Origin of the sequence: Mycobacterium sp. 050272 (assembly GCF_039023525.1) — a bacterium.
GTDB lineage: Bacteria > Actinomycetota > Actinomycetes > Mycobacteriales > Mycobacteriaceae > Mycobacterium.
In genome coordinates, this window is sequence record NZ_JBCHKV010000004.1 from 338559 (window position 1) to 360435 (window position 21877).

Annotated in this window: 25 protein-coding genes; 9 read left to right on the forward strand and 16 right to left on the reverse strand. The window is 65.2% G+C overall.

What is annotated here, in order from left to right; translation table 11 throughout:
- Positions 1-3: 3 nt before the first annotated feature.
- From AAHS21_RS11535 to AAHS21_RS11550, 4 genes are all read right to left on the reverse strand, one after another.
- On the reverse strand, positions 4-933 hold the full coding sequence (locus AAHS21_RS11535) for a class I SAM-dependent methyltransferase (RefSeq protein ID WP_342927787.1): 930 nt from the start codon (positions 931-933) through the stop codon (positions 4-6).
- Positions 934-1030: 97 nt separating this feature from the next.
- The gene (locus AAHS21_RS11540; protein WP_342927788.1) at positions 1031-1579 is read right to left on the reverse strand and encodes a YceI family protein; all 549 of its coding nucleotides are present in this window, start codon (positions 1577-1579) and stop codon (positions 1031-1033) included.
- Between the two features lie 13 nt (positions 1580-1592).
- Entirely contained in the window at positions 1593-2606 is a 1014-nt protein-coding gene (locus AAHS21_RS11545) for an alcohol dehydrogenase catalytic domain-containing protein (RefSeq protein ID WP_342927789.1), read from the reverse strand.
- Positions 2607-2632: 26 nt separating this feature from the next.
- Positions 2633-3907 (reverse strand): cytochrome P450, encoded by a 1275-nt coding sequence (locus AAHS21_RS11550; RefSeq protein WP_342927790.1) that lies wholly within the window; start codon positions 3905-3907, stop codon positions 2633-2635.
- Positions 3908-4208: 301 nt separating this feature from the next.
- Between AAHS21_RS11550 and AAHS21_RS11555 the strand changes: the two genes are divergently transcribed.
- Entirely contained in the window at positions 4209-4607 is a 399-nt protein-coding gene (locus AAHS21_RS11555; RefSeq protein ID WP_342927791.1) for a hypothetical protein, read from the forward strand.
- Positions 4608-4742: 135 nt separating this feature from the next.
- The gene (locus AAHS21_RS11560; protein WP_342927792.1) at positions 4743-4967 is read left to right on the forward strand and encodes a hypothetical protein; all 225 of its coding nucleotides are present in this window, start codon (positions 4743-4745) and stop codon (positions 4965-4967) included.
- Positions 4968-4973: 6 nt separating this feature from the next.
- Here the strand turns inward: AAHS21_RS11560 and AAHS21_RS11565 are convergent, their stop codons facing one another.
- The 3 genes from AAHS21_RS11565 to pstS all read right to left on the reverse strand — a co-directional run bounded on the left by AAHS21_RS11565 (position 4974) and on the right by pstS (position 7864).
- Entirely contained in the window at positions 4974-6104 is a 1131-nt protein-coding gene (locus AAHS21_RS11565; protein WP_096287899.1) for a nitronate monooxygenase family protein, read from the reverse strand.
- A 117-nt stretch (positions 6105-6221) separates the two neighbouring features.
- Positions 6222-6686 carry a hypothetical protein gene (locus AAHS21_RS11570; protein WP_342927793.1) on the reverse strand — a complete coding sequence of 155 codons (465 nt, stop codon included), beginning with the start codon at positions 6684-6686 and terminating at the stop codon, positions 6222-6224.
- A 68-nt stretch (positions 6687-6754) separates the two neighbouring features.
- On the reverse strand, positions 6755-7864 hold the full coding sequence (pstS, locus tag AAHS21_RS11575; protein WP_342927908.1) for a phosphate ABC transporter substrate-binding protein PstS: 1110 nt from the start codon (positions 7862-7864) through the stop codon (positions 6755-6757).
- Between the two features lie 245 nt (positions 7865-8109).
- Here pstS and AAHS21_RS11580 point away from each other — a divergent pair, with 245 nt between their 5' ends.
- Positions 8110-10050, forward strand: a complete 1941-nt coding sequence (locus tag AAHS21_RS11580) for an NAD(P)/FAD-dependent oxidoreductase (RefSeq protein ID WP_342927794.1) — start codon at positions 8110-8112, stop codon at positions 10048-10050.
- A 27-nt stretch (positions 10051-10077) separates the two neighbouring features.
- On the forward strand, positions 10078-11103 hold the full coding sequence (locus AAHS21_RS11585) for an alcohol dehydrogenase catalytic domain-containing protein (protein ID WP_342927795.1): 1026 nt from the start codon (positions 10078-10080) through the stop codon (positions 11101-11103).
- Here AAHS21_RS11585 and AAHS21_RS11590 read toward each other — a convergent pair.
- From AAHS21_RS11590 to dtd, 3 genes are read right to left on the reverse strand one after another with little or no spacing between them, the layout of a single operon-like run.
- Entirely contained in the window at positions 11100-11876 is a 777-nt protein-coding gene (locus AAHS21_RS11590) for an HAD-IB family hydrolase (RefSeq protein WP_342927909.1), read from the reverse strand. The two genes, AAHS21_RS11585 and AAHS21_RS11590, sit on opposite strands and share 4 nt — an antisense overlap.
- A gap of 23 nt (positions 11877-11899) precedes the next feature.
- Positions 11900-12823, reverse strand: a complete 924-nt coding sequence (locus tag AAHS21_RS11595; RefSeq protein ID WP_342927796.1) for a class I SAM-dependent methyltransferase — start codon at positions 12821-12823, stop codon at positions 11900-11902.
- 54 nt (positions 12824-12877) lie between these two features.
- Positions 12878-13309 (reverse strand): D-aminoacyl-tRNA deacylase, encoded by a 432-nt coding sequence (gene dtd, locus AAHS21_RS11600; RefSeq protein ID WP_342927797.1) that lies wholly within the window; start codon positions 13307-13309, stop codon positions 12878-12880.
- Between the two features lie 38 nt (positions 13310-13347).
- Here dtd and AAHS21_RS11605 point away from each other — a divergent pair, with 38 nt between their 5' ends.
- Complete coding sequence (locus AAHS21_RS11605; RefSeq protein WP_096287912.1) at positions 13348-13653, forward strand: MTH1187 family thiamine-binding protein; 306 nt, start codon at positions 13348-13350, stop codon at positions 13651-13653.
- A 43-nt stretch (positions 13654-13696) separates the two neighbouring features.
- Entirely contained in the window at positions 13697-14977 is a 1281-nt protein-coding gene (locus AAHS21_RS11610; protein ID WP_342927798.1) for a competence/damage-inducible protein A, read from the forward strand.
- A 1-nt stretch (position 14978) separates the two neighbouring features.
- Here AAHS21_RS11610 and AAHS21_RS11615 read toward each other — a convergent pair whose 3' ends face one another.
- On the reverse strand, positions 14979-16241 hold the full coding sequence (locus AAHS21_RS11615; RefSeq protein ID WP_342927799.1) for an MFS transporter: 1263 nt from the start codon (positions 16239-16241) through the stop codon (positions 14979-14981).
- A gap of 65 nt (positions 16242-16306) precedes the next feature.
- Between AAHS21_RS11615 and AAHS21_RS11620 the strand changes: the two genes are divergently transcribed.
- The 3 genes from AAHS21_RS11620 (at position 16307) to AAHS21_RS11630 (ending at position 18630) form a co-directional block, all read left to right on the forward strand.
- Positions 16307-17374 (forward strand): amidohydrolase family protein, encoded by a 1068-nt coding sequence (locus AAHS21_RS11620; RefSeq protein WP_342927800.1) that lies wholly within the window; start codon positions 16307-16309, stop codon positions 17372-17374.
- A gap of 71 nt (positions 17375-17445) precedes the next feature.
- Positions 17446-17847 carry a phage holin family protein gene (locus AAHS21_RS11625; RefSeq protein ID WP_342927801.1) on the forward strand — a complete coding sequence of 134 codons (402 nt, stop codon included), beginning with the start codon at positions 17446-17448 and terminating at the stop codon, positions 17845-17847.
- Between the two features lie 363 nt (positions 17848-18210).
- Positions 18211-18630, forward strand: a complete 420-nt coding sequence (locus AAHS21_RS11630) for an anti-sigma factor antagonist (protein WP_342927910.1) — start codon at positions 18211-18213, stop codon at positions 18628-18630.
- Here AAHS21_RS11630 and AAHS21_RS11635 read toward each other — a convergent pair.
- From AAHS21_RS11635 to AAHS21_RS11655, 5 genes are all read right to left on the reverse strand, one after another.
- Complete coding sequence (locus AAHS21_RS11635; protein ID WP_342927802.1) at positions 18614-19579, reverse strand: FAD-dependent oxidoreductase; 966 nt, start codon at positions 19577-19579, stop codon at positions 18614-18616. The genes AAHS21_RS11630 and AAHS21_RS11635 overlap by 17 nt on opposite strands.
- 2 nt (positions 19580-19581) lie before the next feature.
- Positions 19582-20139 (reverse strand): hypothetical protein, encoded by a 558-nt coding sequence (locus AAHS21_RS11640; protein WP_342927803.1) that lies wholly within the window; start codon positions 20137-20139, stop codon positions 19582-19584.
- A gap of 71 nt (positions 20140-20210) precedes the next feature.
- The gene (locus AAHS21_RS11645) at positions 20211-20705 is read right to left on the reverse strand and encodes an SRPBCC family protein (RefSeq protein ID WP_342927804.1); all 495 of its coding nucleotides are present in this window, start codon (positions 20703-20705) and stop codon (positions 20211-20213) included.
- The gene (locus tag AAHS21_RS11650; RefSeq protein WP_342927805.1) at positions 20705-21334 is read right to left on the reverse strand and encodes a nitroreductase family protein; all 630 of its coding nucleotides are present in this window, start codon (positions 21332-21334) and stop codon (positions 20705-20707) included. The genes AAHS21_RS11645 and AAHS21_RS11650 overlap by 1 nt, the downstream gene beginning before the upstream one ends.
- 18 nt (positions 21335-21352) lie before the next feature.
- Positions 21353-21835: a carboxymuconolactone decarboxylase family protein gene (locus AAHS21_RS11655; protein WP_342927806.1), complete on the reverse strand. Its 483-nt coding sequence runs from the start codon at positions 21833-21835 to the stop codon at positions 21353-21355.
- Between the last annotated feature and the right edge of the window lie 42 nt (positions 21836-21877).

The following is a 21877-nucleotide window of genomic DNA, read 5'->3' on the forward strand; positions in this document are numbered from 1 at the left end:
GCCCTAGGGCTGCCGAATCGCGGTGCAGTAGTAAGTCCCGTCGGCCAAACTTCCTGCGGTCGCGGGTATTTCGGCTAGGCCATTGGCCGCGAACAGTTCGTTGAGCGTCTTGGATTCCGTCTGCCAGCCGTGGCGATTCAGGTATGCGGCAACGTCGTTGCGCTCAACGTCGTAACGCAAGTCGGCGAGTTCCACATCGAATCCGTGCGCACGCCAACGCTCGCCGGCGATGGCAACCATGTCCGGCGCCGGCTCACCGTTTTCGTCCGGCCGGTTACCGAAGATCTCGGCAGCAAGCCGACTTCCGGGCGTGCTGAGATCGGTGATGTTGTCCAGCAAGCGATCCTGCGCATCCGGCGGCAGGAACGCAAGCAGCCCCTCGGCGATCCAAGCGCTGGGCTGGCCAGCGTCAAAGCCCTTTTCGCGCAATGCCGTTGGCCAATCGTGCCGCAGATCGATCGGCACCACGCGCAGTTCGACCGTCGGCTGCACCTCCAGACCCGCCAGCGTGGAGTTTTTGAACTCCATCACCTCGGGCTGGTCGATCTCGAACACCGTGGCCCCGGCCGGCCAAGACAGTCGGTAGGCCCGCGCATCCAGTCCCGACGCAAGGATGACGGCCTGGCGGATGCCCGCGTCCATCGCGTCCCGGAAAAACGCATCGAAGTACGGGGTCCGGACACTCATCAGGTCGGCCATCCGCTGCAAACCCCACGCCTCGTCGGCAACGTCGATGTCGGCCGCGTCGATCTCCCCGTTCGCCCATCGCGCGAGGAATTCGATTCCCACGGCCCGCACCAGGGGCTCGGCGAAGGGATCGTTCATCAGCGGTTTGTCGGCCCTCGTGGCGACGGCCCGGCCGGCGGCCACCATGGTGGCCGTCGCCCCGACGCTGGTCGCCAGGTCCCACGAATCGTTTTCTGTACGAGGCATTTTGATCCCTTTCGGCGAGACAAGGTAATAGATACTTAGCGGCGGTAACTAATCCTCATCCGAGGATACACGCGTCGATGGGTACCGCCAGTGGAGCTCAACCGTCCTTGGCGTGAACCGCGGTGAAAGTCAGCGTCACGTCGTCGTCGACCTGCACCGAGCCCATCAGCAGCGAGTACGGCTTGATGCCGTAGTCGGACTGACGCACGGTGGACTCGGCGGACATTCGCCAGCATTCACCGAGATCCTCAGTGTGCAAATCGATTACGTGCTCGCGCTGGTTCCCGCGAATCTCAAGCGTGCCGGTGAGAAGGTAGCCATTCTCGCTCTCTTCGATGGCGTCGGCAACGAAGCGGATTTCGGGGAAGCGGTCGGCCCCCAACGAGCTCAAGGCGTTCGACCGCACCAGCGCCTTCTCGGGACCCGAGAGGCCTTTGACGCCACCGCGGCTGCCGACCACCTCGAACGAATCCGTCTCGACCACAAGCTCGGCCGCGACGGGATCGGCCCCGGTCCATCGCACCGTCGCCCGCCAGCGCGTCATCGCGATGGTGAGGCGATGGCCCATCCGCGCGGCCCGGCCCTTGACCCCGGTACGAAGTTGCAGTTCGCCGTCAGCGGCGTCAAGCGTCCACAAGTCGGTCACAAACCGACTGTATTCACATGGTCAAAACGGTGCGGTAGTGCGCCCGTCCTTGCTCCATCGCCGCGTAGCCTTCGGCGGCCTGCGCCAACGGCAACTCCTCGATCCAGGCCCGCACGCCCGACAAAACGGCGAAATGCATTGTGTCTTCGATATCTTTCGCGGTGCCCGACGGGTGGCCGACGATGCTCACACCCGGGGTGATCAGCTGGACCGGGCTGATCGGCAGCGGGTCCGTGGTCACGCCGATGGTGATCAATTCGCCCCGGGGCGCCAGCCCGCCGACCGTGTCGGCCATGGCGGCGGAGTTCCCCGCGGTGCCCAGCACGACCGTTGCGCCACCCAAGTCCTGCAGCGCCCGGGCGACGTCACTACTGGTGGAATCGATGTAGTGGTGGGCGCCCAATTTCCGGGCATCGGCTTCCTTGCCGGCGCCGCGCGCGATCGCGATGGTCTCGAAGCCCATCGCCCGGGAGAACTGCACGCCGAGGTGGCCGAGCCCACCGACACCGAGAATCGCGACCCGGTCACCCGGCAGCGCCTTGGTATGGCGCAACGCGTTGTAGGTCGTGACGCCGGCACAGCCCATCGGTGCCGCTTCCACATCCGACAGCTCGGCCGGGACGCGGGCCAGCGCATTGGCCGGTACCGTCACCGACTGCGCGTAGCCGCCGGGATACTGCCAGCTGGGAACCTTCATGTTGGCACAGTGGATGAAAATGCCCCTGCGGCAGGGATCGCAGCGGTTGCAATTTCCGCCGAACCAGCCGACGGCGACGCGATCACCAACCGCGAAGCCCTCGACCTCGTCGCCCAGTTCGGCTATGGTTCCGGCGATTTCATGCCCAAGCGTCAGCGGCCACGTCATATTCGGAAAGCCGCCGTTGGCGAATGCGCGGTCGGTGCCGCATACACCGCAAGCCGTGACGGTCAGCCGTACTTCGTCACGGCCGGGCGGTTTCGTCTCAACTTCTGTCAACTCCAAAGACCCGCCAGGGGACTGCATCTGGACGGCGTGGTGTGTCGACATGCCTTACCCCCGGTCGAATTGGTGCCTCAATGGGCGACAGGGCATTCCCCGGACCCGTTGGTGCGGTAGTCCACCTGCCAGTGCTTGATGCCGTTGAGCCAGCCCGATCGTAACCGCTGCGGCTTGCCGGCGGATTTTATGTCGGGCATGGCGTCGGCGATCGCGTTGAACATCAGGTCGATGGTCATGCGCGCCAGGTTCGCGCCGATGCAGTAGTGGGCGCCGGTCCCGCCGAATCCCACGTGCGGGTTCGGATTGCGCAGGATGTTGAAGGTGAACGGGTCCTCGAAGACGTCCTCGTCGAAGTTGGCCGAGCGGTAGACCATTACCACCCGTTGGCCCTTCTTGATCTGCACTCCGGACAGCTCGTAATCCTCGAGGGCGGTGCGCTGGAATGACGTGACCGGGGTGGCCCACCGGACGATCTCGTCGGCCGTGGTGGCCGGGCGTTCCCGTTTGTACAACTCCCACTGGTCAGGAAAATCGGTGAAGGCCATCATGCCCTGGGTGATGGAGTTTCTGGTCGTCTCGTTGCCGGCAACCGCCAGCAGGATGACGAAGAAGCCGAACTCGTCGTCGGAGAGCTTGTGGCCGTCCACGTCGGCCTGGACCAGCTTGGTGACGATGTCGTCACCGGGGTTTTGCGCCCGGTCCGCGGCCATCTGCATCGCGTAGGTGATCAGTTCGACCGAGGCGCCCATCGCGTCGTTGCGGGCGAATTCCGGGTCCTGGTCGCCGACCATCTGGTTGGACCAGTGGAACAGCTTCATGCGTTCCTCTTGGGGCACGCCCATCAGCCCGGCGATGGCCTGCAGCGGAAGCTCGCACGACACCTGCTCGACGAAATCGCCGGAGCCTTCGGCGGCCGCGTTCGCGACGATCTGCCGGGCGCGCGCGTTCAGGTCCTCCCGCAGCCGCTCGACGGCACGGGGCGTGAAGCCACGGGAGATGATTTTGCGGAGGTGGGTGTGCTGTGGGGCGTCCATGTTGAGCAACACGTACTTGCCCGTCTCGCGCTGCTCGCGAACCGTGCCCTCGCGGTAGCGGGGCAAGGCGGTGTTCTCCAGGCTGGAGAACACGTCGCTGCGCAGTGAAATCTCTTTGACGTCCTTATGCTTGGAGACCACCCAGAAGCCGCCGTCGTCGAACCCGCCGCAACCGCTGGGCTGTTCGTTCCACCAGATCGGCGCGGTGCGTCGCAGCTCGGCCAATTCCTCCACCGGCAATCGCTCGGCGTGGATGTCCGGATCGGTGAAATCGAAGCCCGGAGGCAGATTCGGGATCGGCTTGGTGGTCGTCATTGGCCCACTCCTCGATACGAAGTCTTCTAGTCGTGCGTCTTGTGCCAAATAAACCACTGCAACACCACCGTTGGGAAGCATTGACACAACATCGACCGACCGAATTGCAACATGTTCAGCAGCAATGAGTCGTGACGACACCGGCCTAAGCTCGGCCCGGCCCGGCCGGGACACCGGCGGCGGGTTCGCCGATGGCCGTCGGTCAGTCGGCACTTGTGGCCCGCGACACAATCGATATGCTTTTGTCCAGGTCACCGGTGCACCGAGGGCCAGGTGACGGGAACGGAAGGGTGGGAGGCGCATGATTCGCGAGGTACTCGCCGTCGCTGCGATCACGGGTGGGGCCATCAGCATGGCGCCCGGTGCGGCAGCCGGTTACGAAGGCGACGTCCCGAACATGAACTACCAGGCCTCACTGGGCGCGCCGTGCGACAACTACGAGCGCTTCATTTTCGGACGCGGCCCCAGTGGCCAGGCCGAAGCGTGCCACTTCCCGCCGCCCAACCAGTTTCCCGCCGCGACCACCGGCTACTGGGTGATTTCGTATCCGCTGTACGGAGTCCAGCAGGCCGGCGCGAAGTGCCCCGGCCCGCAGAGCGCGGCACAGTCGGACCGCGGACTGCCGATGTTGTGCCTGGGCGCTCAAGGCTGGCAAGAGGGTTGGTTCACCGGGGCCGGATTCTTCCCGCCTTCGGGATAACGATCATGGGCGGACGTCGGCCGACGCAGAGCCCAATTCCCCGGTGGCTGCGCTTCGTGCGCTCGCTGGTCAACTACTGACCCTCTAGAGTCGTACCAAAGTTCCTTTCAAGTCCCGCAACGATAGGAGACTCCGGTGGCGGTCAACCCCAGAGACGCCGTGGACGCGGTCAAGGACATCGCGACCAATGCCGTCGAAAAGGCTTCGGACATCGTCGAAAACGCCGGCGACATCATCCGCGGCGACCTCAAGGGCGGGGTCAGCGGCATCGTCGAGAGTTCGATCGACATCGCAACTCACGCGGTCGAGCGAACCAAGGAAGTCTTCACCGGCGGCAAGTACGACGTCGACGAAGACTAGCCTCGATCAGACGCTGGCGGCCTCGTTGAGCTCGTCGAGCTTATTGGTCGCCTCCAGGTACTCCTGGACCCAGCGCTCGATCACGGTCGAGGTCTTCTCCACCTTGCTGAACTGCCCGACCACCTGGCCGACGGGGTTGAACGCCACGTCGACGGATTCGTTGGGGTAGCGGTTCGTGGCGCGCACGGCCATGCCGGAAACCATGTACTGCAGCGGCATTCCGAGCGGCTTGGGGTTGTCCGGCTTCTCCCATGCCTCGGTCCAGTCGTTGCGCAGCATCCGGGCCGGCTTGCCGGTGAACGAGCGGCTGCGCACGGTGTCGCGGCTACCGGCCCTGACGTAGGCCGCCTGCTGCACCGGCGTGTTCGAGGATTCCTCGACCATCAGCCATTGCGAGCCGGTCCACGCGCCCTGGCAGCCCAGCGCCAACGCCGCGGCGATCTGCTGGCCGCTGCCGATGCCGCCGGCGCCGAGAACGGGGACCGGGGCCACCTCCTTGACCACCTGCGGCCACAGCACGATCGAGCCGACCTCGCCGCAGTGCCCGCCGGCTTCGCCGCCCTGGGCAATGATGATGTCGACGCCGGCATCGGCGTGCTTGCGCGCCTGCGAGGGGGAGCCACACAGCGCGGCCACCTTGAGCCCGGCCTCGTGGATGTGCTTGATCATGTCGGCCGGCGGGGTGCCCAGCGCGTTGGCGATCATCTTCACCTTCGGGTGCTTGAGCGCCACCTCGACCTGCGGCGTGGCCGTTGCCTCGGTCCACCCGAGCAGCTGCAAGGTGTCGCCGTCGCTGTCCTCGACCGGCACGCCGTGGTCGGCGAGGATCTTCTTACCGAAGTCCAGGTGCTCCTGCGGAACCATCGCCTGAAGCTGTTTGGTCAGTTCTTCGGCGGACAGGTTCGAGTCCATGCCCTCGTACTTGTTCGGGATCACGATGTCGACGCCGTACGGGTGGTCGCCGATGTTCTCGTCGATCCAGTTGAGCTCGATCTCCAGCTGCTCGGGCGTGAAGCCCACCGCGCCGAGCACGCCGAAGCCCCCGGCCTTGCTGACCGCCACCACGACATCGCGACAGTGCGTGAAGGCGAAGATCGGGAACTCGATACCGAGCTCGTCGCAAATAGGGGTGTGCATTACAACTCCTGGGATGCTGGCCGAATTGGAACGTGTTCTAGTTTAATACCCGCGCCCATGACGTGGCCAGGGGCCCCTTACTAGCGCGCCGCGACTACGACGCGTCGCCGAAAGCGATCAGATCACCAGGGCCCGGGCCACCCACAGGAGCAGGAACGCAAGCATGCACCCCGCGCAGACCAGGTGATCGCGGCAGACCGACCGGGCCAGCCGGCTTTGCTCGGCCACGCTGTCGGTGCGCTGCCCGAGCCGAATCGCGTCGGGAACCGTCTGCGTCATCGCCAGCATCGTCGGGATGCCGGCAAGCCCGGCCGACAGCACCAGTAGCCAGGCGGGATCGCGACCCAGCGTTGCCTGAAACCCGAACGCGCCCAACAAAATCAGCATCACCAGCGCAATCAGCCGGCTCATCGGGCGCGACGCGGTGGTCGCGCGGTGGTAATACCCCGCGATGGACGCGAGCACTGGCTCGGGCAATTCCTCGCCGGCCGACCGATGCACCAGAACCTGGACATCGAACATCAGGTCCATCCACAACACGGCGAAGAGGAAGCCGCTGCAGGCGGTGAGCAATGCAGCCACACTCATCCACCTCCGGTTCGCCCGAATATAGCGGCCATCCGCCGGTTGGAACAGGTTCCACCACTACGTCACGCGACCGCGTTGACCGAAGCCAACAACCACGACTTCCATGCGGTGGGAATCGGTATGTATCCGTTGTCCGCCAAGCCTTCCTGGCCGGCCCCGAGAGCGCTCTCCAAAAATGCGCGCACGGCCGTGCCGACCTGCGGATCCGCATACTTCGAGCAGACGATCTCATAGGTCGCCATCACGATCGGATAGGCGCCGGACTGAGTGGGGTTATAGAACGACACGGTGTCGAGCACCATGTCGTTGTCCCGGCCGATCACGGCCGCACCCGCGATCGTCTTGCTCACCGAGTCGGCGCTGATCGATACCGGGTCCGGACCGGCCGCGGTGACGATCTTCGCCATGTTCAGGTTCTTCGCCTCGGCGAACGACCACTCGTTGTAGGTGATCGCCCCTTCGGTGGCCTTGACCGCCGACGAGGTGCCGTCGTTGCCTTTGGCGCCCTCGCCGACACCGCCGTTGAACGCCTTCCCGGCGCCTTTGCCCCACACGCCCCCGGACGCCGCGTCGAGGTATTTCTGGAAGTTGTCTGTGGTCCCGGACAGATCGCTGCGGAACACGACGCGAATCGGTTCGGCGGGCAGCGTCACGCCCTTATTGAGCGCCTGGATCGCGGGATCATTCCACGCGGTAATTGTTCCCTTGAAGATCTTCGCGGCCGTCTGGGCATCGAGGTTCAGCGAATCGGTGCCCTTGACGTTGAAGGTGATCGCGATCGGCCCGAATACCACCGGCAGGTCCCAGGCCGGCGAACCGCAACGCTCCTGGGCCGCCGCGTACTCGGTGCCAGCCAGCGGTGAGTCCGAGCCACCGAAATCGGTTTGGTTGCCCGTGAATTCACTGATCCCAGCACCCGAGCCGTTCGCGGTGTAGTCCAGGGTCTGGCCGGGGCATGCCTGTTCGAATGCCTTGATGAACCGCGTCATCGCATTGGCCTGCGCCGTCGAGCCACTCGCTTTCAGCTTCGCCTTGCCGCCGCAATTCACCTTCACCGGCGAGGTCGCCGTCGTCGAGTTCCCCGCGGCATTATTGTCGGCGCCGCATCCCGATAACAGCAGTGCACTGGTGACCGCGACACTGAGCGCGGCGCCAAATCGGTTGCGCTTCAAATCCGTTCCTATCTGTCGCGACGAAACGGGAGCGCCGCCGCGCTGTCCGCGGCGCACTGGCCAGCCATCTCTGGCAGTCACGAAGCAAATATTAACAAGGGTCACACCCATCAAAATTTGCCATCCACGCACGACGCGGTGCCGACCCTTGATCCGCTCCGCCGCCAGCGGGTACCGTAATGCTGCCAATTACGAAACGCTGAGTAGCGTAATAGGACCCCGGCTCCACCGAAAGGAACGGCTCGATGCGAAGCCCCTACTCCGGCCGCCCTTTCACCACGTCAACGCCGGAAATCGCGGCGGCTTTGGAGGACGTCAGCGTTCCCACGCTGCTGTTGTCGCTTGTCCACATCACCGGCGACCCCCGCTTCATCCGCGACTACAAGCAGATGGGCATCTTCCTCAACGAGGTGCAGGGGTTCATGTCGGAGGAGGACAAAGCCCGTGCCCGCGCCGAGGCGCTGACCGTCATCAGCGAATATCGCGACCGCGGCTGCCCCGAGCCGGAGCCACTGAGCCCGGAACTCATCCGGGAAATGATGGACTGGGCCGCCTGCGAACATGTTCCCGACGACTACCAATCCCTGGTCGCCGAGGAACTCGACCTTGACGGCACCGACCCACGCCGCCCGTCGCCACTACCGGCCGGGCGAGGCTCCGACCTCCCGGTCCTCGTCATCGGGTGCGGCGAATCCGGCATCCTGGCCGGCGTTCGTCTCCAACAAGCCAACATCGCCTTCACCATCGTGGAGAAGAACGCCGGCCCCGGCGGAACATGGTGGGAGAACAGCTATCCCGGAGCTCGCGTGGACGTGGCGAATCACTTCTATTGCTACAGCTTCGAACCCAACAACGACTGGACGCACTTCTTCGCCGAGCAGCACGAGCTGCAGGACTACTTCACCAAGGTCATGGCCAAGCACGATCTGAATGAGCATGTGCGGTGGAACACCGAGGTCGTCGCGGCCGAGTGGAACGACGACGCCGGCGTGTGGAGCGTGTCGCTGCGCGGCGTCGACGGCGAAACCGAGACCCTGCGCGCCCGGGCCCTGATCACCGCGGTCGGCCAGCTGAATCGGCCGCACATCCCCGAGTTCGACGGGGCCGGAAGCTTTGCCGGGCCGTCTTTTCACTCCGCGGCCTGGGATCACTCGGTCGATCTCCGCGGCAAGCGGGTTGCCTTGATCGGGGCCGGCGCGAGCGGCTTTCAGATCGCACCCGCGGTCGCCGGGGACGTCGAGCACCTCACCGTGTTCCAGCGGACCGCGCAGTGGATGTTCCCGAACGCGATGTACCACGACGAAGTCGGCGACGGCGTGCGCTGGGCGATAACCAATCTGCCGTTCTACGGACGGTGGTACCGCTTTCTCGTCCTGTGGCCCGGCTCGGACAAGGGCCTCGACGCCGCCGAAGGCGATCCGAACTACACGGGCGAGGATGCCGTCAGCGACATCAACGCCGCCGCGGCAATGATGTTCTCGCAGTGGATCACCAGCCAGGTCGGCGACGGGCCAGACTCCCAAGAGCTGTTGGCCAAGGTGATGCCCGACTATCCCGCCTGCGGCAAACGCACGCTGCAGGACAACGGCAGCTGGCTGCAGACCTTGCAGCGCGACAACGTCGAACTGGTGCGCACCGCGATCCAGAAGATCACGCCCCGCGGCGTCGTCACCGAAGACGGTGTCGAGCACGAAGTCGATATCATCGTCTACGCCACCGGGTTCCGGCATACCGACGTGTTGTGGCCGCTAAAGGTGACCGGCCGCAACGGAATTGACTTGCACAAGATGTGGGGGAGCCGCCCGTACGCCTACCTGGGCATCACGGTTCCGGATTTCCCCAACTTCTTCATCATCTACGGGCCCGGCACCCACCTCGCCCACGGCGGTAGCCTGATCTTTCAGTCCGAACTGCAGATGCGCTATATCGACCAGTGTCTGCGGCGGCTGGCCGACGTCGGTGTGCACTCGATGGAACCCGCAGCCGAAGCCGCGACCGACTGGCACCGGCGGACGCAGACGCAGATCAAGAAAATGGTGTGGTCCCATCCCGCGGTCAAACACTCCTACTTCAAGAACGCCGACGGCGAGATCCACACCGTCAGCCCGTGGCGCCTCAACGAGTACTGGGCCGCGGTACGCGAGCCCGATTGGTCTCAGTTTGTTGTGCGACAACGGAGTTCGTAATCCCACCAGGAAAGTGAGCACAGCACCATGCGCACGGTAGTCGTCGACGGCCCCCGCAACATCCGGGTCGACACCCGCCCCGATCCCGTCCTTCCCGGCCCCGACGGTGCGGTCGTCGAAGTCACCGCCGCCGGCATCTGCGGATCCGACTTGCATTTCTACGAGGCCGACTTTCCGATGCCCGACCCGGTCGCGCTGGGCCACGAAGCGGTCGGCACCGTGGTGGAAGTCGGACCCGAGGTGCGCACTGTCCAAGCCGGAGATCAGGTCATGGTGTCGTCGGTCACCGGCTGCGGAAAATGCCCGGGGTGCGCGACCCGCGATCCGGTCATGTGCTACTACGGTTTTCAGATCTTCGGCGGGGGCCTGCTCGGTGGTGCCCAAGCCGATCTGCTGGCCGTGCCGGCCGCCGATTTCCAGCTGCTGAAGATGCCCGACGGCATCAGCACCGAACAGGCTCTGCTGCTCACCGACAACCTGGCCACCGGCTGGGCGGCGGCGCAGCGTGCCGACATTCCGTTCGGCGGCGCCGTCGCGGTCCTCGGACTGGGCGCGGTGGGTTTGTGCGCGCTGCGCAGTGCTTTTTTTCAGGGTGCTGCTACGGTTTTCGCGATCGATACGGTCGATGGTCGCTTGGGCCGCGCGGCGGGGTGGGGTGCGACGCCGGTCAAAGCCCCGGCGCTCGAGGCGGTCATGGCGGCCACCGGCGGACGGGGCGCCGACGCGGTGATCGACGCCGTCGCCACCGATTCCTCCCTGACCGACGCGATCAACATGGTCAGGCCCGGGGGCACCGTCTCGGTTGTTGGGGTGCACGATATGAATCCGTTCCCGCTCAACGCCTTGGGCTGCCTGATTCGCAGCACCAGCCTTCGATTCACCACGGCGCCGGTCCAGCGCACCTGGCCGGAGTTGATACCGCTGCTGCAATCGGGCCGACTCGACGTCGATGGCATCTTCACCACATCAATGCCCTTGGACGAAGCGGCCAAGGGGTACGCGACCGCGGAGTCGCGATCCGGTGACGACGTGAAGATTCTGCTGAAGCCCTAGGATTCGCGGCGGACGTGGTTGGTCAGGTAGCGCAGCGTCCGCATCGGCCGGCGCCGCACCGAGGCGAGGCACATCACCGGCCAGCCGTGCGCCGCCGCCGCGGCGGCCAGGCCCGAGCGAGGATTCACCGGTCGCGGATAGCCGACCACTGACATCGACGCGGCGTCCTCGTCGCCGTCGGCATAGAAGTAGCTGTGTTGCACCGCGACACCGTTTTCGGTGCAGAACTGTTGCACCGCAGCAGCTTTCGTCGTGCCCCACACGATCGGTTCGACGATTCCGCCGGTGAGGCGCCCGAGCGTGTCCAGCTCGAAACGGTTGCACTGCACGTTGGAGATACCGAGAAAGCGCGCGACCGGCAGCGCCTGGATCGACAGCGCCGAGGAACTCAGCACCACGGTATGCCCGCGTTCCTGATGCGCGTGCACGATGTCGCGCATGTGCGAATACAGGCGCGAGGCAACACGTTCGACGAACAACCGCTCGCCCAGCTCATCGAGCTCGAGCAATGATTCGCCTTGCAGATATCCCGCGGCCCGGACGATGAGGCGCTCGAATTCCAGGCGGCCGAATCGATAGCGCAGCGCGGCATCGAATACGCCGACCAGCTCGCCAAGTCCGACCTGTCGGCGCCGGATCCGATCGCCGACATGGACCGCGGCCGTGAAGCCGTCGACCAGGGTTCCGTCGAGATCGAAGAAAGCGCCGACTCGCGGTCCTGGTGCACTGGCCGCGATCTCGGCGATGGCGTCGGCGGGCGAGAGCATCGTCATAGTCACCACGTCGACTCCATCCGTTACCTGGTAGCCGTTATGTACTGCGAATGCATGAAGCTGTCGATTTTTACGTCGACAGCTGGAGGCGTCATGCCGTATCCGGCCTGTAGGTCCAGGGTGTTGCGGACGGGCTCGACACTCCAGCCATGCGCGGCCAGCCATTCGGCGGGGTCGCCGTTGGGCTCATACGTCAGGGCGGAGAAGTCCACATCGCCGGACAGGTTGACCCCGGGGTGATTGGTTTCCAGCGCTTCGAGCTGATCGTGGTCCAGTCGCGATCCCAGTGCGCCGATGGCGATTCGGCTGCCAGGTGCGCTGAGTCCGCTGATCCGGGTGAACAGCGTGTTCTGGGCTTCGTCGGTCAGGTAGGGCAATATCCCCTCGACCGACCACGCGCTCGGCCTTTCGGTGTCGAAGCCGGCCGCTTCCAGCGGCCTGGACCAGTCGGTGCGCAAGTCTGCTGCGACTTCAACCCGCGACGCCTTGGGCACCGCGCCGTGCTCGCCCAACACACGAGCCTTGAATTCCAGGACTTTTGGCAGGTCGATTTCGAAAACGATTGTTCCGGAAGGCCATTGAAGGCGATAGGCGCGGGAGTCCAATCCGGCGGCAACGATCACCGCTTGCCGGATGCCCGCGTCGGTCGCGGAGGTGAAGAAGTCATCGAAAAACCGCGTTTGCACTCCGTAGAGACGCGGAAACGCGGTCTGGTCGTCGGTACTTCCCGGATTGGCAAGCGCACCGGCCAAATACGGGTCCTGCGAGGCCTCGATGAACAGCTTCGCGTATTCGTCGCGGACCAGTGGTTGCGCGCTTACGGCATGCACAGCGCGCCATCCCGCCACCAGGAGAGCGGTGTAGCCCACGCTGCTGACAATGTCCCATTGGTCGTCGTCGGAACGGAGCGAGCCGAATGCGGGCCCGGATTCAGGCGCAGTGCTCACGATCGCCCCTCCCGTTTGGATCAACCACGATCCAAGGTACCTGCGAGGGCGTCCTCAGAGTTCCAGAAACACCGTTACTGGCCCATCGTTGACCAATTCGACCTGCATATTCGCACCGAACACGCCGGTTTCGACACGGGCGCCCAAACCGCGCAACGCCTGCCCGAACGCCGCGACCAGTGGCTCGGCGATCGCAGCGGGAGCCGCCGCGTTCCAGGACGGCCGGCGGCCCTTCGCGGTGTCGGCATAAAGCGTGAATTGGCTGACCACCAGGATCGGGGCATCGATATCGGCCGCGGAACGTTCGTCGGCCAGAATGCGGAGGTTCCACAGCTTCTCGGCAAGACGGTGCGCCTTGTCGGCATCGTCGGTGTGCGTGACGCCGACCAGTGCCAGCAGCCCCTGACCTTCGGGCCGAATGGCACCGACCACCTGGCCGTCGACGGCCACTGCTGCCGACGAGACCCGTTGCACCAGAACCCGCATGGTTCGATGTTGCCAGGCGCGATGGGTACGCTCGACGCGTGTCTGTCCTTGTCGCGTTCTCGGTCACCCCGCTCGGCGTCGGCGAGGGCGTGGGCGAGATCGTCGCCGAAGCGGTGCGGGTGGTGCGCGACTCCGGGTTGCCCAACAAGACCGATTCGATGTTCACCGTGATCGAGGGCGATACCTGGGAGGAAGTGATGGCGGTCGTGCAGCGCGCCGTCGAGGCCGTGGCCGCTCGCGCTCCCAGGGTCAGCACGGTGATCAAGGTGGACATGCGCGCCGGCGTCGCGGACGCGATGACCCGCAAAGTCGCGACGGTCGAGCGCTACCTCGCCGAGGGTTAGCGCGACTCCAACAGCCGGACGGCCGGTATGCGCCAGTAGGCTCATGCCGGTGAGCGCACGCGCAGGCATCGTCGTCACTGGAACCGAAGTCCTCACCGGACGCGTCCAGGACCGAAACGGCCCGTGGATCGCCGACCGGCTGCTCGAATTGGGCGTGGAGTTGGCCCACATCACCATCTGCGGCGACCGTCCCTCCGACATCGAGGCACAACTGCGCTTCATGGCTGAACAGGGCGTGGACCTGATAGTCACCAGCGGGGGACTGGGCCCGACGGCCGACGACATGACGGTCGAGGTGGTGGCACGGTTCTGTGAACGCGAGCTGCTGCTTGATGAAGTGGTCGAAGACAAGATCGCCAACATTCTCAAAAAGCTTATGGCGCACTTTGATTCGGAAAGCTTCGAGGCGGTGCGCGCCGCCAACCGCAAACAGGCCATGGTCCCCGCCGGCGCTCAGGTGCTCGACCCGGTGGGCACCGCCCCGGGCGTCGTGGTGCCCGGAAAGCCCACGGTGATCGTGCTTCCCGGTCCTCCGCGGGAGCTTGCGCCGATGTGGCACAAGGCCATCGAGACCCCGGCGGCGCGCCAGGCGATCGCCGGCCGGACGATCTACCGCCAGGACACCATCCGGATGTTCGGGCTGCCCGAGTCGGGACTGGCCGAAACACTGCGTGACGCGCAGAATTCCGTCGCCGGATTCGACGCGCTGGAGATCACCACGTGCCTGCGGGGGGGCGAGATCGAGATGGTCACCCGATACGAGCCCGACGCGGCGCAGGTCTACGCCCAACTGACCCAATTGCTGCGCGACCGGCACGGTCAGCAGCTGTACTCCGAAGACGGATCACAGGTGGACGACGTGGTCGCGCGGCTCCTGGCCGGGCGCCGGATAGCCACCGCGGAATCCTGCACCGCGGGACTGGTGGCCGCTCGGCTGACCGACCGGCCCGGATCGTCGGACTACGTGATGGGCGGCGTGGTGAGCTACTCCAACGACGCGAAGGTGCAGCTGCTCGGCGTGGATGCGGCACTGATCGACGCACACGGCGCGGTGTCGGAACCGGTGGCCGAGGCGATGGCCGCCGGCGCGTTACGCCGTTTCGGCGCCGATACCGCCGTCGCGATCACCGGCATCGCCGGTCCCGGCGGGGGGACGCCGGAGAAGCCGGTGGGCACCGTCTGTTTCACCGTTCGACTGGCCGAAGGGCGCACGGACACCCGGACACTGCGACTGCCCGGCAACCGTTCCGATGTCCGCGAACGCTCGGCGACGGTTGCGATGCACATGTTGCGACGCGCGCTCAGCGAGCAAGCGCCGCTTTAGATCATTTGGCTTCCGTTGGCAGGAAAGCAGTTTCGGCGGTACCGAAGCGAAGTCCTGTCGCGTCCTTGCCGATAAACGTCAGGAATGCCACGACACATAGCACCGGCACAATCGTGACGGCCAACGCGAATGGATAGCCGTGTGTCTCGGCCAGTCGTTCCTGGATGGGCAGGTTGAACGCGGCCAGCAGATTGCCCAGCTGGTACGTCACCCCGGGGTAGAGGCCGCGGATGGCGTCCGGCGACATCTCGGTCAGGTGCGCGGGGATCACACCCCAGGCACCCTGCACGAAGACCTGCATCAAAAACGAGCCGAGACACAGCATCGCCGCGGTCCGGGAGAACGCGAACAGCGGCACGATCGGCAACCCGAGGATCGCGCAGAAAATCACGGTGTAGCGGCGGCTGAACCGTTGCGACATCGAGCCGAAGAACAGACCGCCGATGATGGCACCGATGTTGTAGACCACCACGATCCACTTCACCGTCACGCTGTCCAGGCCGGCGCCGTGGTTGGCCGTCGAACCCAAGAACGTCGGGTAGACGTCCTGGGTGCCGTGGCTCATCCAGTTGAACGCAGTCATCAGCGCCACCAGATAGAAGAACCGGCGGACGATCTTGCCGTCGCGTAGCACGTCGGTGACTTTGGTGTTGGTCAGTTTCATCTGATCCTGGGCGGCTTCCCACACCTCGGACTCCTGCACCCGGTAGCGGATGACCAGGCTGATCAGAGCCGGGATGATCGACAGACCGAACAGCCAGCGCCACGACAGCCCCAGCCAGTCCATCACCACCAGCGATCCGATACTGGCCAGCAGATAGCCGAAGGCATAACCCTCCTGCAGCAGACCGGAGAAAAAGCCGCGCCGCTCGACGGGAACCTTCTCCATCGCCAGCGCCGCGCCCAGCCCCCATTCCCCGCCCATGCCAAGGCCGTACAGCAACCGCAAAATCATCAGCACGGTGAAGTTGGGCGCGAATGCGCACAGGAAACCGACGACGGAGTAGAAGATCACGTCCACCATCAGCGGGAGCCGCCGGCCGACCCGGTCGGCCCAGAGCCCGAATATCAAGGCACCCACGGGACGCATGAACAGGGTCGCCGTCGTAATGAACGCGACCTCGGCCTTGCTGATGTGGAAGGACTTGGCGATATCGGCATAGACGAACACCACGATGAAGTAATCGAAGGCGTCCATCGTCCAGCCCAACATCGCGGCAATGAACGAATTTCGCTGATCGGCGTTGATCCGTTGAGTTGTCACGTGAAGCATCGTGGCGCACCGCGAGCCGTTTGACCATCCACGGCGCCGGAGTAAGTTCGCCGAATATGCGAATCATCGATGCCGATGGACATGTCGCCGAGAATTCCTCGCTGGCGATCGAAGCGATCAAGCGGTGGCCCGACCACGTCAAGCCCAGCACTGATCGACGCCTCCGGCTGATGATCGAAGGCCGTAACTATCCGGAGGATCGCGGCCCGGGCGCCGGCTGTCCGCCCGAACACGGAATCAGCAAGTCGCCCAACATCAATTGCTCGTCACCCGACGGCGTGCTGGGCGACGCCGACCGCGACCACATCGACACGATGGTCCTGTACCCGAGCCTGGGGCTGTGCGCGCCCAGCCTCGAAGACCCGGAATTCGCGGCGGGATTCGCGCGGCTCTACAACCAGTGGATCGCGGATTACTGCGCCTCGTCGGGCGGCCGGTTGCGCGGCGTGGCCGTGACCCCGATCGAGCACGGGCAGCCGGCCATCGACGTCATGACCGAGGCCAAAGAACTCGGTCTGGTGGCGACTCTGGTCCCGCCGGCGCTGAAGAACCGCAACCTGGATCATCCCGATCTCGACGCGTTCTACGCCGCCGCGGTGGAACTCGAGATGCCGCTGGGCATTCACGGCGCCCCCGGAATTCATCTGCCGAAGATCGGCGTGGACCGCTTCACGAATTACATCCAGGTGCACTGCATCAGCTTTCCGTTCGACCAGATGACGGCGATGACGGCGATGGTTTCCGGCGGCGTCTTCGAGCGCTATCCCACATTGCGGGTGGCCTTCCTGGAAGCGGGCGCCGGCTGGGTTCCGTTCTTCATGGACCGCCTGCACGAGCACTACGAGAAGCGAGGCGATTGGGTCGAACGCGGCTGGCGGCGCGACCCGCACGAATATCTGGCTGCGGGCAACATCTTCGTGACGTGCGAGCCGGAGGAACCGATCCTGCCCGGCGTGATCGACGTGCTGGGCGCCGACTTCATCATGTTCGCCAGCGACTACCCGCACTGGGACGGCGAGTGGCCCGAGAGCACCAAGCACCTGCGCACCCGCGCGGACATCAGCGAACAGGCGCGCGAGAAGATCGCCAGCCGCAACGCGCAACGCTTTTACGCGCTCAACTGAATCTGACCGCCTAGCGGCATGGGTCGAATGGCCCTGCCGGGCATTCAATTCGGATGGCAAGATCTTGCGGCATGGGCCCCTTTCTGCTTCGCGCCGCCTTGACGGGTTTTGCCATGTGGATCGTCACCCACTTCGTTCACGGGCTGAGTTTCGTCGGCGGCAAGACGCCGCTGGAACGCATCGGCATCATCTTCGTCGTGGCGGTGATCTTCGGACTGGTCAACGCGTTCATCAAGCCGATCGTTACGTTCCTGTCCATCCCGCTGTACATCGTGACCCTGGGGCTGTTCCACATCGTGGTCAACGCGTTGATGCTCTGGCTCACGGCATGGATCACCGAACACACCACGCATTGGGGACTGGCTATCGACCACTTCTGGTGGACGGCGATCTGGGCCGCGATCCTGTTGTCGATCGTGAGCTGGTTGCTGTCGCTGGTGATCGGCGACGTCGACCGGCGCACCCGCGGCTGATCCCTCAGCCTGAGCCAAATCGCGGAAATGTTCCATACCCACCGAGTTGCGCATCTCAGGGAGATTGATCGTAATGGTGGCAACGTGAGAGGGAAGCGCTTAATCGATGCTCACGGGTTTCCACCGTTTCGGTTCGTCGTTGGCTATCGTTCTTGAAATAGTAAGGCTTTCAGTGACCTTCGGCCGTGAGCCCGCGAGCAAAACCGGTCGATTTGGGCAAATGCACTCGGTAAATCTCAATTGCACATATGCTCAGCAACGACGTGAAAACCGGCGGGGGTTGGTTTGACGACAACCCTGCCGACCTTTCGGGAGAAGGACGGCGTCGCCCGATACTGCCCACGACGACGGGATGTCGCAGAGATGGACACTGCCTCGATCGGAATAGCGCGGCCCCACAACGGGTCGTACCTTGGCCACGCGCCGAGCGGCTTGCGCACGGTTACCAGGCGCACCGGTTCGTCAGTAGTCGTCCATGTCGGCGGCGACATCGATGCCAGCAACGAGACCGCGTGGCAGGACGTACTGAGCCGCGGTGCCGCCGAAACCGTCGCGCCCGGTCCATTCGTCATCGACGTGTGCGACCTCGATTTCATGGGCTCATGCGGTTATGCCGCGCTGGCGCATGAGGCAGCCGAGTGCCGCAGTCGCGGCGTCGCGTTGCGACTCGTCACCAGCCAGCCCATCGTGGCCCGAACCATCGCCGCCTGCGGACTGCATCCGTTGCTGCCGACGTACGCGTCCGTGGAGACAGCGCTAGTGCCGGTCAGCGATCAGGACTGACCAGCCGCACTACCTCACGCGCGCAACCCCAGGACAACGTCACGCCGTTGCCACCGTGCCCATAGTTGTGGATGCAACGCGCCTTCCCGAGCGGCTCGGCTGCTAGCCGCACCGAGGGACGCTCGGGCCGAAGCCCGGTAATCGTCTCCAGCACCTCGGCCTCGCCCAGCCTGGGCTCGATCCGGCGGCAGCGCGCCAGGATGCGTTCGGTGATGTCGGGTTCGGCGGTGATGTCCCAGCGGTCCGGGATGCTGATCCCGCCGCACACCACACGTTGCGGGTGCGGGAAGTAACACACCCATTCCGGGCCGTTGTTGATCTCTAAAAACAGTTGCCGCAAACCAGGATTGGTGAGTACGACATGCTGACCGAACAGTGGCCGCACCGTGTCGTCGCCCACCAGCGCGCGGGCGCCGAGACCGGAGCAGTTGATCACGATCGGCGCTGCGTCGGCGGCCTCGGACAGTGACCGCACCGGGTGTTCCTCGATCTCGCAACCGGCCGCGGCGAGGCGCCGCGTGAGGTAGCCGAGGTAGTGCGGCATATCGATCATCGGCAGGGTCGCGCGAAACCCGACCCGAAACCCGTCGGGCAGATCGGTTGAATGGGCTGGCCGCAACTCGGGGATCAGCTGCGCCGCCGACGACATCGACTCGGTCGCGGTCAATTCGCCGACGCCCAGCGCCGGCGAAAGCTGCACCCCGGTGTCGGGATCGGCGGCCAGTTCGCGAAACACTCCCAGCGAATGCCGGGTCCACGCCATCGTTTCGGTGGCGCGTCCGGCCGGTCGCGGCGGGGCCCAGACCGCACCGGCCACTACCGATGTTGTGTGCTTGGGCGGTGCGTCGCTCCACACCCGCACCGGCCACCCGGCTTCGGCCAGGCACAGGGCCGACGTCAGTCCGCTGACTCCGGCACCGACGACGACAATCTGTTGGGTACTGGCCACGGCTAGGTGCCGGGAACCCGCATTCCGTTCGGCCCCAGCAGCCCGTTGAGCGTGCCCAGGGTGCCCTGCAGTTGGGCCCCCGCAACCGGCCCGGGAACATCGGCGGGCGCAGGGGCGTCCGGCGTCAGCTGCCAGGGCTGGCAGCCATCCGTCTTGAACGCCTTGTCCGTCGGCTCGATCTTGACCACCTGCGGCTTCTTGGTGAGCGAGTTATCGATCAAGGCGCCGTCCGGGTTAGCCGTCCGCTTCCAGTAGCAGGTGCCATTGCCGACCGGGCCACCGCTGCTGTAGATGCCCGGCACGATGTCGGTACCCACCGCATACAGGCCGTCTTTGTCCATGACCGTCTTGGGTGCGCCCCCCGGCGGTGCGGGCGAGGGTGACGGCGACGCCGCGGGCGACGCCGGTGCTGGGGACGCTGATTGCCCCGGTGCCGGCCCCGGCGCCGGACCATGTGTGTCGTCCGGGTCGGCGCTGGCCGCAACGGTGGACGCGGCGGCCCAGCCCGCGACCATCAGACTCGCCGCAGCCAACCGTGCCGCGGTAGGTACTCCACCCATAGACATCGAGGGTACCGGGGGCAAGAACCTAATTCACATCTCTGTGAGGTCGGCCGAGCGGCGTCGAACGCTTAGGACAGCCGTCGGACCTTGCCCGCGTAGCCGAGCGCGTGCTCGTAAGTGTCGAGGTTGTCCCGCGAAATCCTGGCGTGCACCGGGCGCTCGAGAAAGAAACGCAGCACCGGGTTGTAGGCGTGATATGTCTCGTGAAACGTCAGCACGGTGGTGCCGTCGGGCTGCTCCTCGAGCTGGTGATATCCCTCGGCGCGCGACCACAGCGGCGCGCCGACGGCGATGTAGCGCGACAGCTTGTTCAGCTCGGCTTCGGTCACCGTCTCCCACGACCGCGCCCTGCCGCCGGACAGCAGGTACCGGGGGACCGGGAAGACGCAGGTGCGGACCAGGCCCTCACCGGCCTCGTTGCCCTCGTTCAGGATTTCCATGCTGCCGGTCGGCCACTTGAGCACTCGCGGGCGCGGCGCGTTCGGTGGCACCGGGGGATGCAGCACCCGCCACACCTTTTTCGGCGGCGCGTCGACATGGAATCGCACGGTGTAGGACTGCATCAGCTATCTCCCCAGCCGTCCCAGAACGTGATGGTCTCCGCCGGCGGCCGCGCGGCCGGGCGGAAGTCGGTGCCGATCGTGTATGCGACAGGGAACAGCGCGGCCTGCGTGACGGTCGGCGGAATGCCGAGCAGCTCGGCCACCTCTTTCTCCTTGAACAGATGCATCGTCGTCCACACCGAGCCCAGCCCGCGCGAGCGCAGCGCCAGCAGAAAGCTCCAGCCCGCCGGGATGATCGAAGCCCAGGCCGCCGCGGCGATGCCCGGCTCCGCCGTGTCGATGCGCTGGTTCAGACAGGGGATGACGTGCACCGGAACCTGTCCCAGCGTTTCCGTTAGGCTCATCGCGCTCTGGTACACCCGCTGGGTCTGCGGGTCGGTCGCGTTGTCGACCGCGTACGCCAGGTACTGCGACCCGATGCTGCGGTAGATCTCGGCGATGGCCGCGCGCTTGTCCGCGTCGGTGACCACCAGCCAGCGCCAGTCCTGTGTGTTGCTGGCCGTCGGCGCCTGCATCGCCAGCTGGATGCACTCCAGAATCACCTCGCGACCGACCGGCCGGGCTAGGTCGAGACGCTTACGAACCGACCGGGTGGTGCTCAGCAGTTCGTCGACGGTGGCGATGTCCATTGGTTCCTTCCGGGTTTGTCAGAGGTCGATGGCGCACGACTGGTCTACGCCCAGCACGGTCAGGGAACGTCCCAGGCCCAGAAATACCGCGACGCACAGCGTGAGATCCAGGATCTCCACGTCGGAGAAGGATTCCCGAAGTCGTTGGAAGAACCCGTCATCCATCGACGCATGGTCGTTGGCGAACCGCTCCGCGAACTCGATGGCGAGGCGTTGGCGTGGCGTATAGCCGGGGTAGCCGGCGTATGCGGCGACGTTGTCGTACAACTCGGGTGCGACACCGGCGTCGAGCACCGACTGCGCGCGAAAACCCGAGCACGCCACGCAATCGTTGATCTGCGCAATCCGCATTCTCGCCAACTCACGCTCGTCGGCAGGCAGGATGCTTTGCTGATAGGCGCCGCGGATCATCCGTTCGACCATGCCGCCGAGCTGTGGCCGCAGCGTCCAGATCATGGCGGCCTCGCCACCCGGGCCCTCCGGCACGTCGAGCCTTGCCATAGGAGAACTCCTGCCCGGTAAGGACGGTACCGAGTTGAGCAA

Excerpts from the sequence above, each read along its gene's own strand:
- AAHS21_RS11535 (WP_342927787.1), bottom strand. The coding sequence starts at position 933 with ATGCCTCGTACAGAAAACGATTCGTGGGACCTGGCGACCAGCGTCGGG.
- AAHS21_RS11545 (WP_342927789.1), bottom strand. The coding sequence starts at position 2,606 with ATGTCGACACACCACGCCGTCCAGATGCAGTCCCCTGGCGGGTCTTTG.
- AAHS21_RS11550 (WP_342927790.1), bottom strand. The coding sequence starts at position 3,907 with ATGACGACCACCAAGCCGATCCCGAATCTGCCTCCGGGCTTCGATTTC.
- AAHS21_RS11555 (WP_342927791.1), top strand. The coding sequence starts at position 4,209 with ATGATTCGCGAGGTACTCGCCGTCGCTGCGATCACGGGTGGGGCCATC.
- AAHS21_RS11565 (WP_096287899.1), bottom strand. The coding sequence starts at position 6,104 with ATGCACACCCCTATTTGCGACGAGCTCGGTATCGAGTTCCCGATCTTC.
- AAHS21_RS11580 (WP_342927794.1), top strand. The coding sequence starts at position 8,110 with ATGCGAAGCCCCTACTCCGGCCGCCCTTTCACCACGTCAACGCCGGAA.
- AAHS21_RS11585 (WP_342927795.1), top strand. The coding sequence starts at position 10,078 with ATGCGCACGGTAGTCGTCGACGGCCCCCGCAACATCCGGGTCGACACC.
- AAHS21_RS11590 (WP_342927909.1), bottom strand. The coding sequence starts at position 11,876 with ATGACGATGCTCTCGCCCGCCGACGCCATCGCCGAGATCGCGGCCAGT.
- dtd (WP_342927797.1), bottom strand. The coding sequence starts at position 13,309 with ATGCGGGTTCTGGTGCAACGGGTCTCGTCGGCAGCAGTGGCCGTCGAC.
- AAHS21_RS11610 (WP_342927798.1), top strand. The coding sequence starts at position 13,697 with ATGCCGGTGAGCGCACGCGCAGGCATCGTCGTCACTGGAACCGAAGTC.
- AAHS21_RS11620 (WP_342927800.1), top strand. The coding sequence starts at position 16,307 with ATGCGAATCATCGATGCCGATGGACATGTCGCCGAGAATTCCTCGCTG.
- AAHS21_RS11625 (WP_342927801.1), top strand. The coding sequence starts at position 17,446 with ATGGGCCCCTTTCTGCTTCGCGCCGCCTTGACGGGTTTTGCCATGTGG.
- AAHS21_RS11630 (WP_342927910.1), top strand. The coding sequence starts at position 18,211 with ATGGACACTGCCTCGATCGGAATAGCGCGGCCCCACAACGGGTCGTAC.
- AAHS21_RS11640 (WP_342927803.1), bottom strand. The coding sequence starts at position 20,139 with ATGGGTGGAGTACCTACCGCGGCACGGTTGGCTGCGGCGAGTCTGATG.
- AAHS21_RS11645 (WP_342927804.1), bottom strand. The coding sequence starts at position 20,705 with ATGCAGTCCTACACCGTGCGATTCCATGTCGACGCGCCGCCGAAAAAG.
- AAHS21_RS11650 (WP_342927805.1), bottom strand. The coding sequence starts at position 21,334 with ATGGACATCGCCACCGTCGACGAACTGCTGAGCACCACCCGGTCGGTT.
- AAHS21_RS11655 (WP_342927806.1), bottom strand. The coding sequence starts at position 21,835 with ATGGCAAGGCTCGACGTGCCGGAGGGCCCGGGTGGCGAGGCCGCCATG.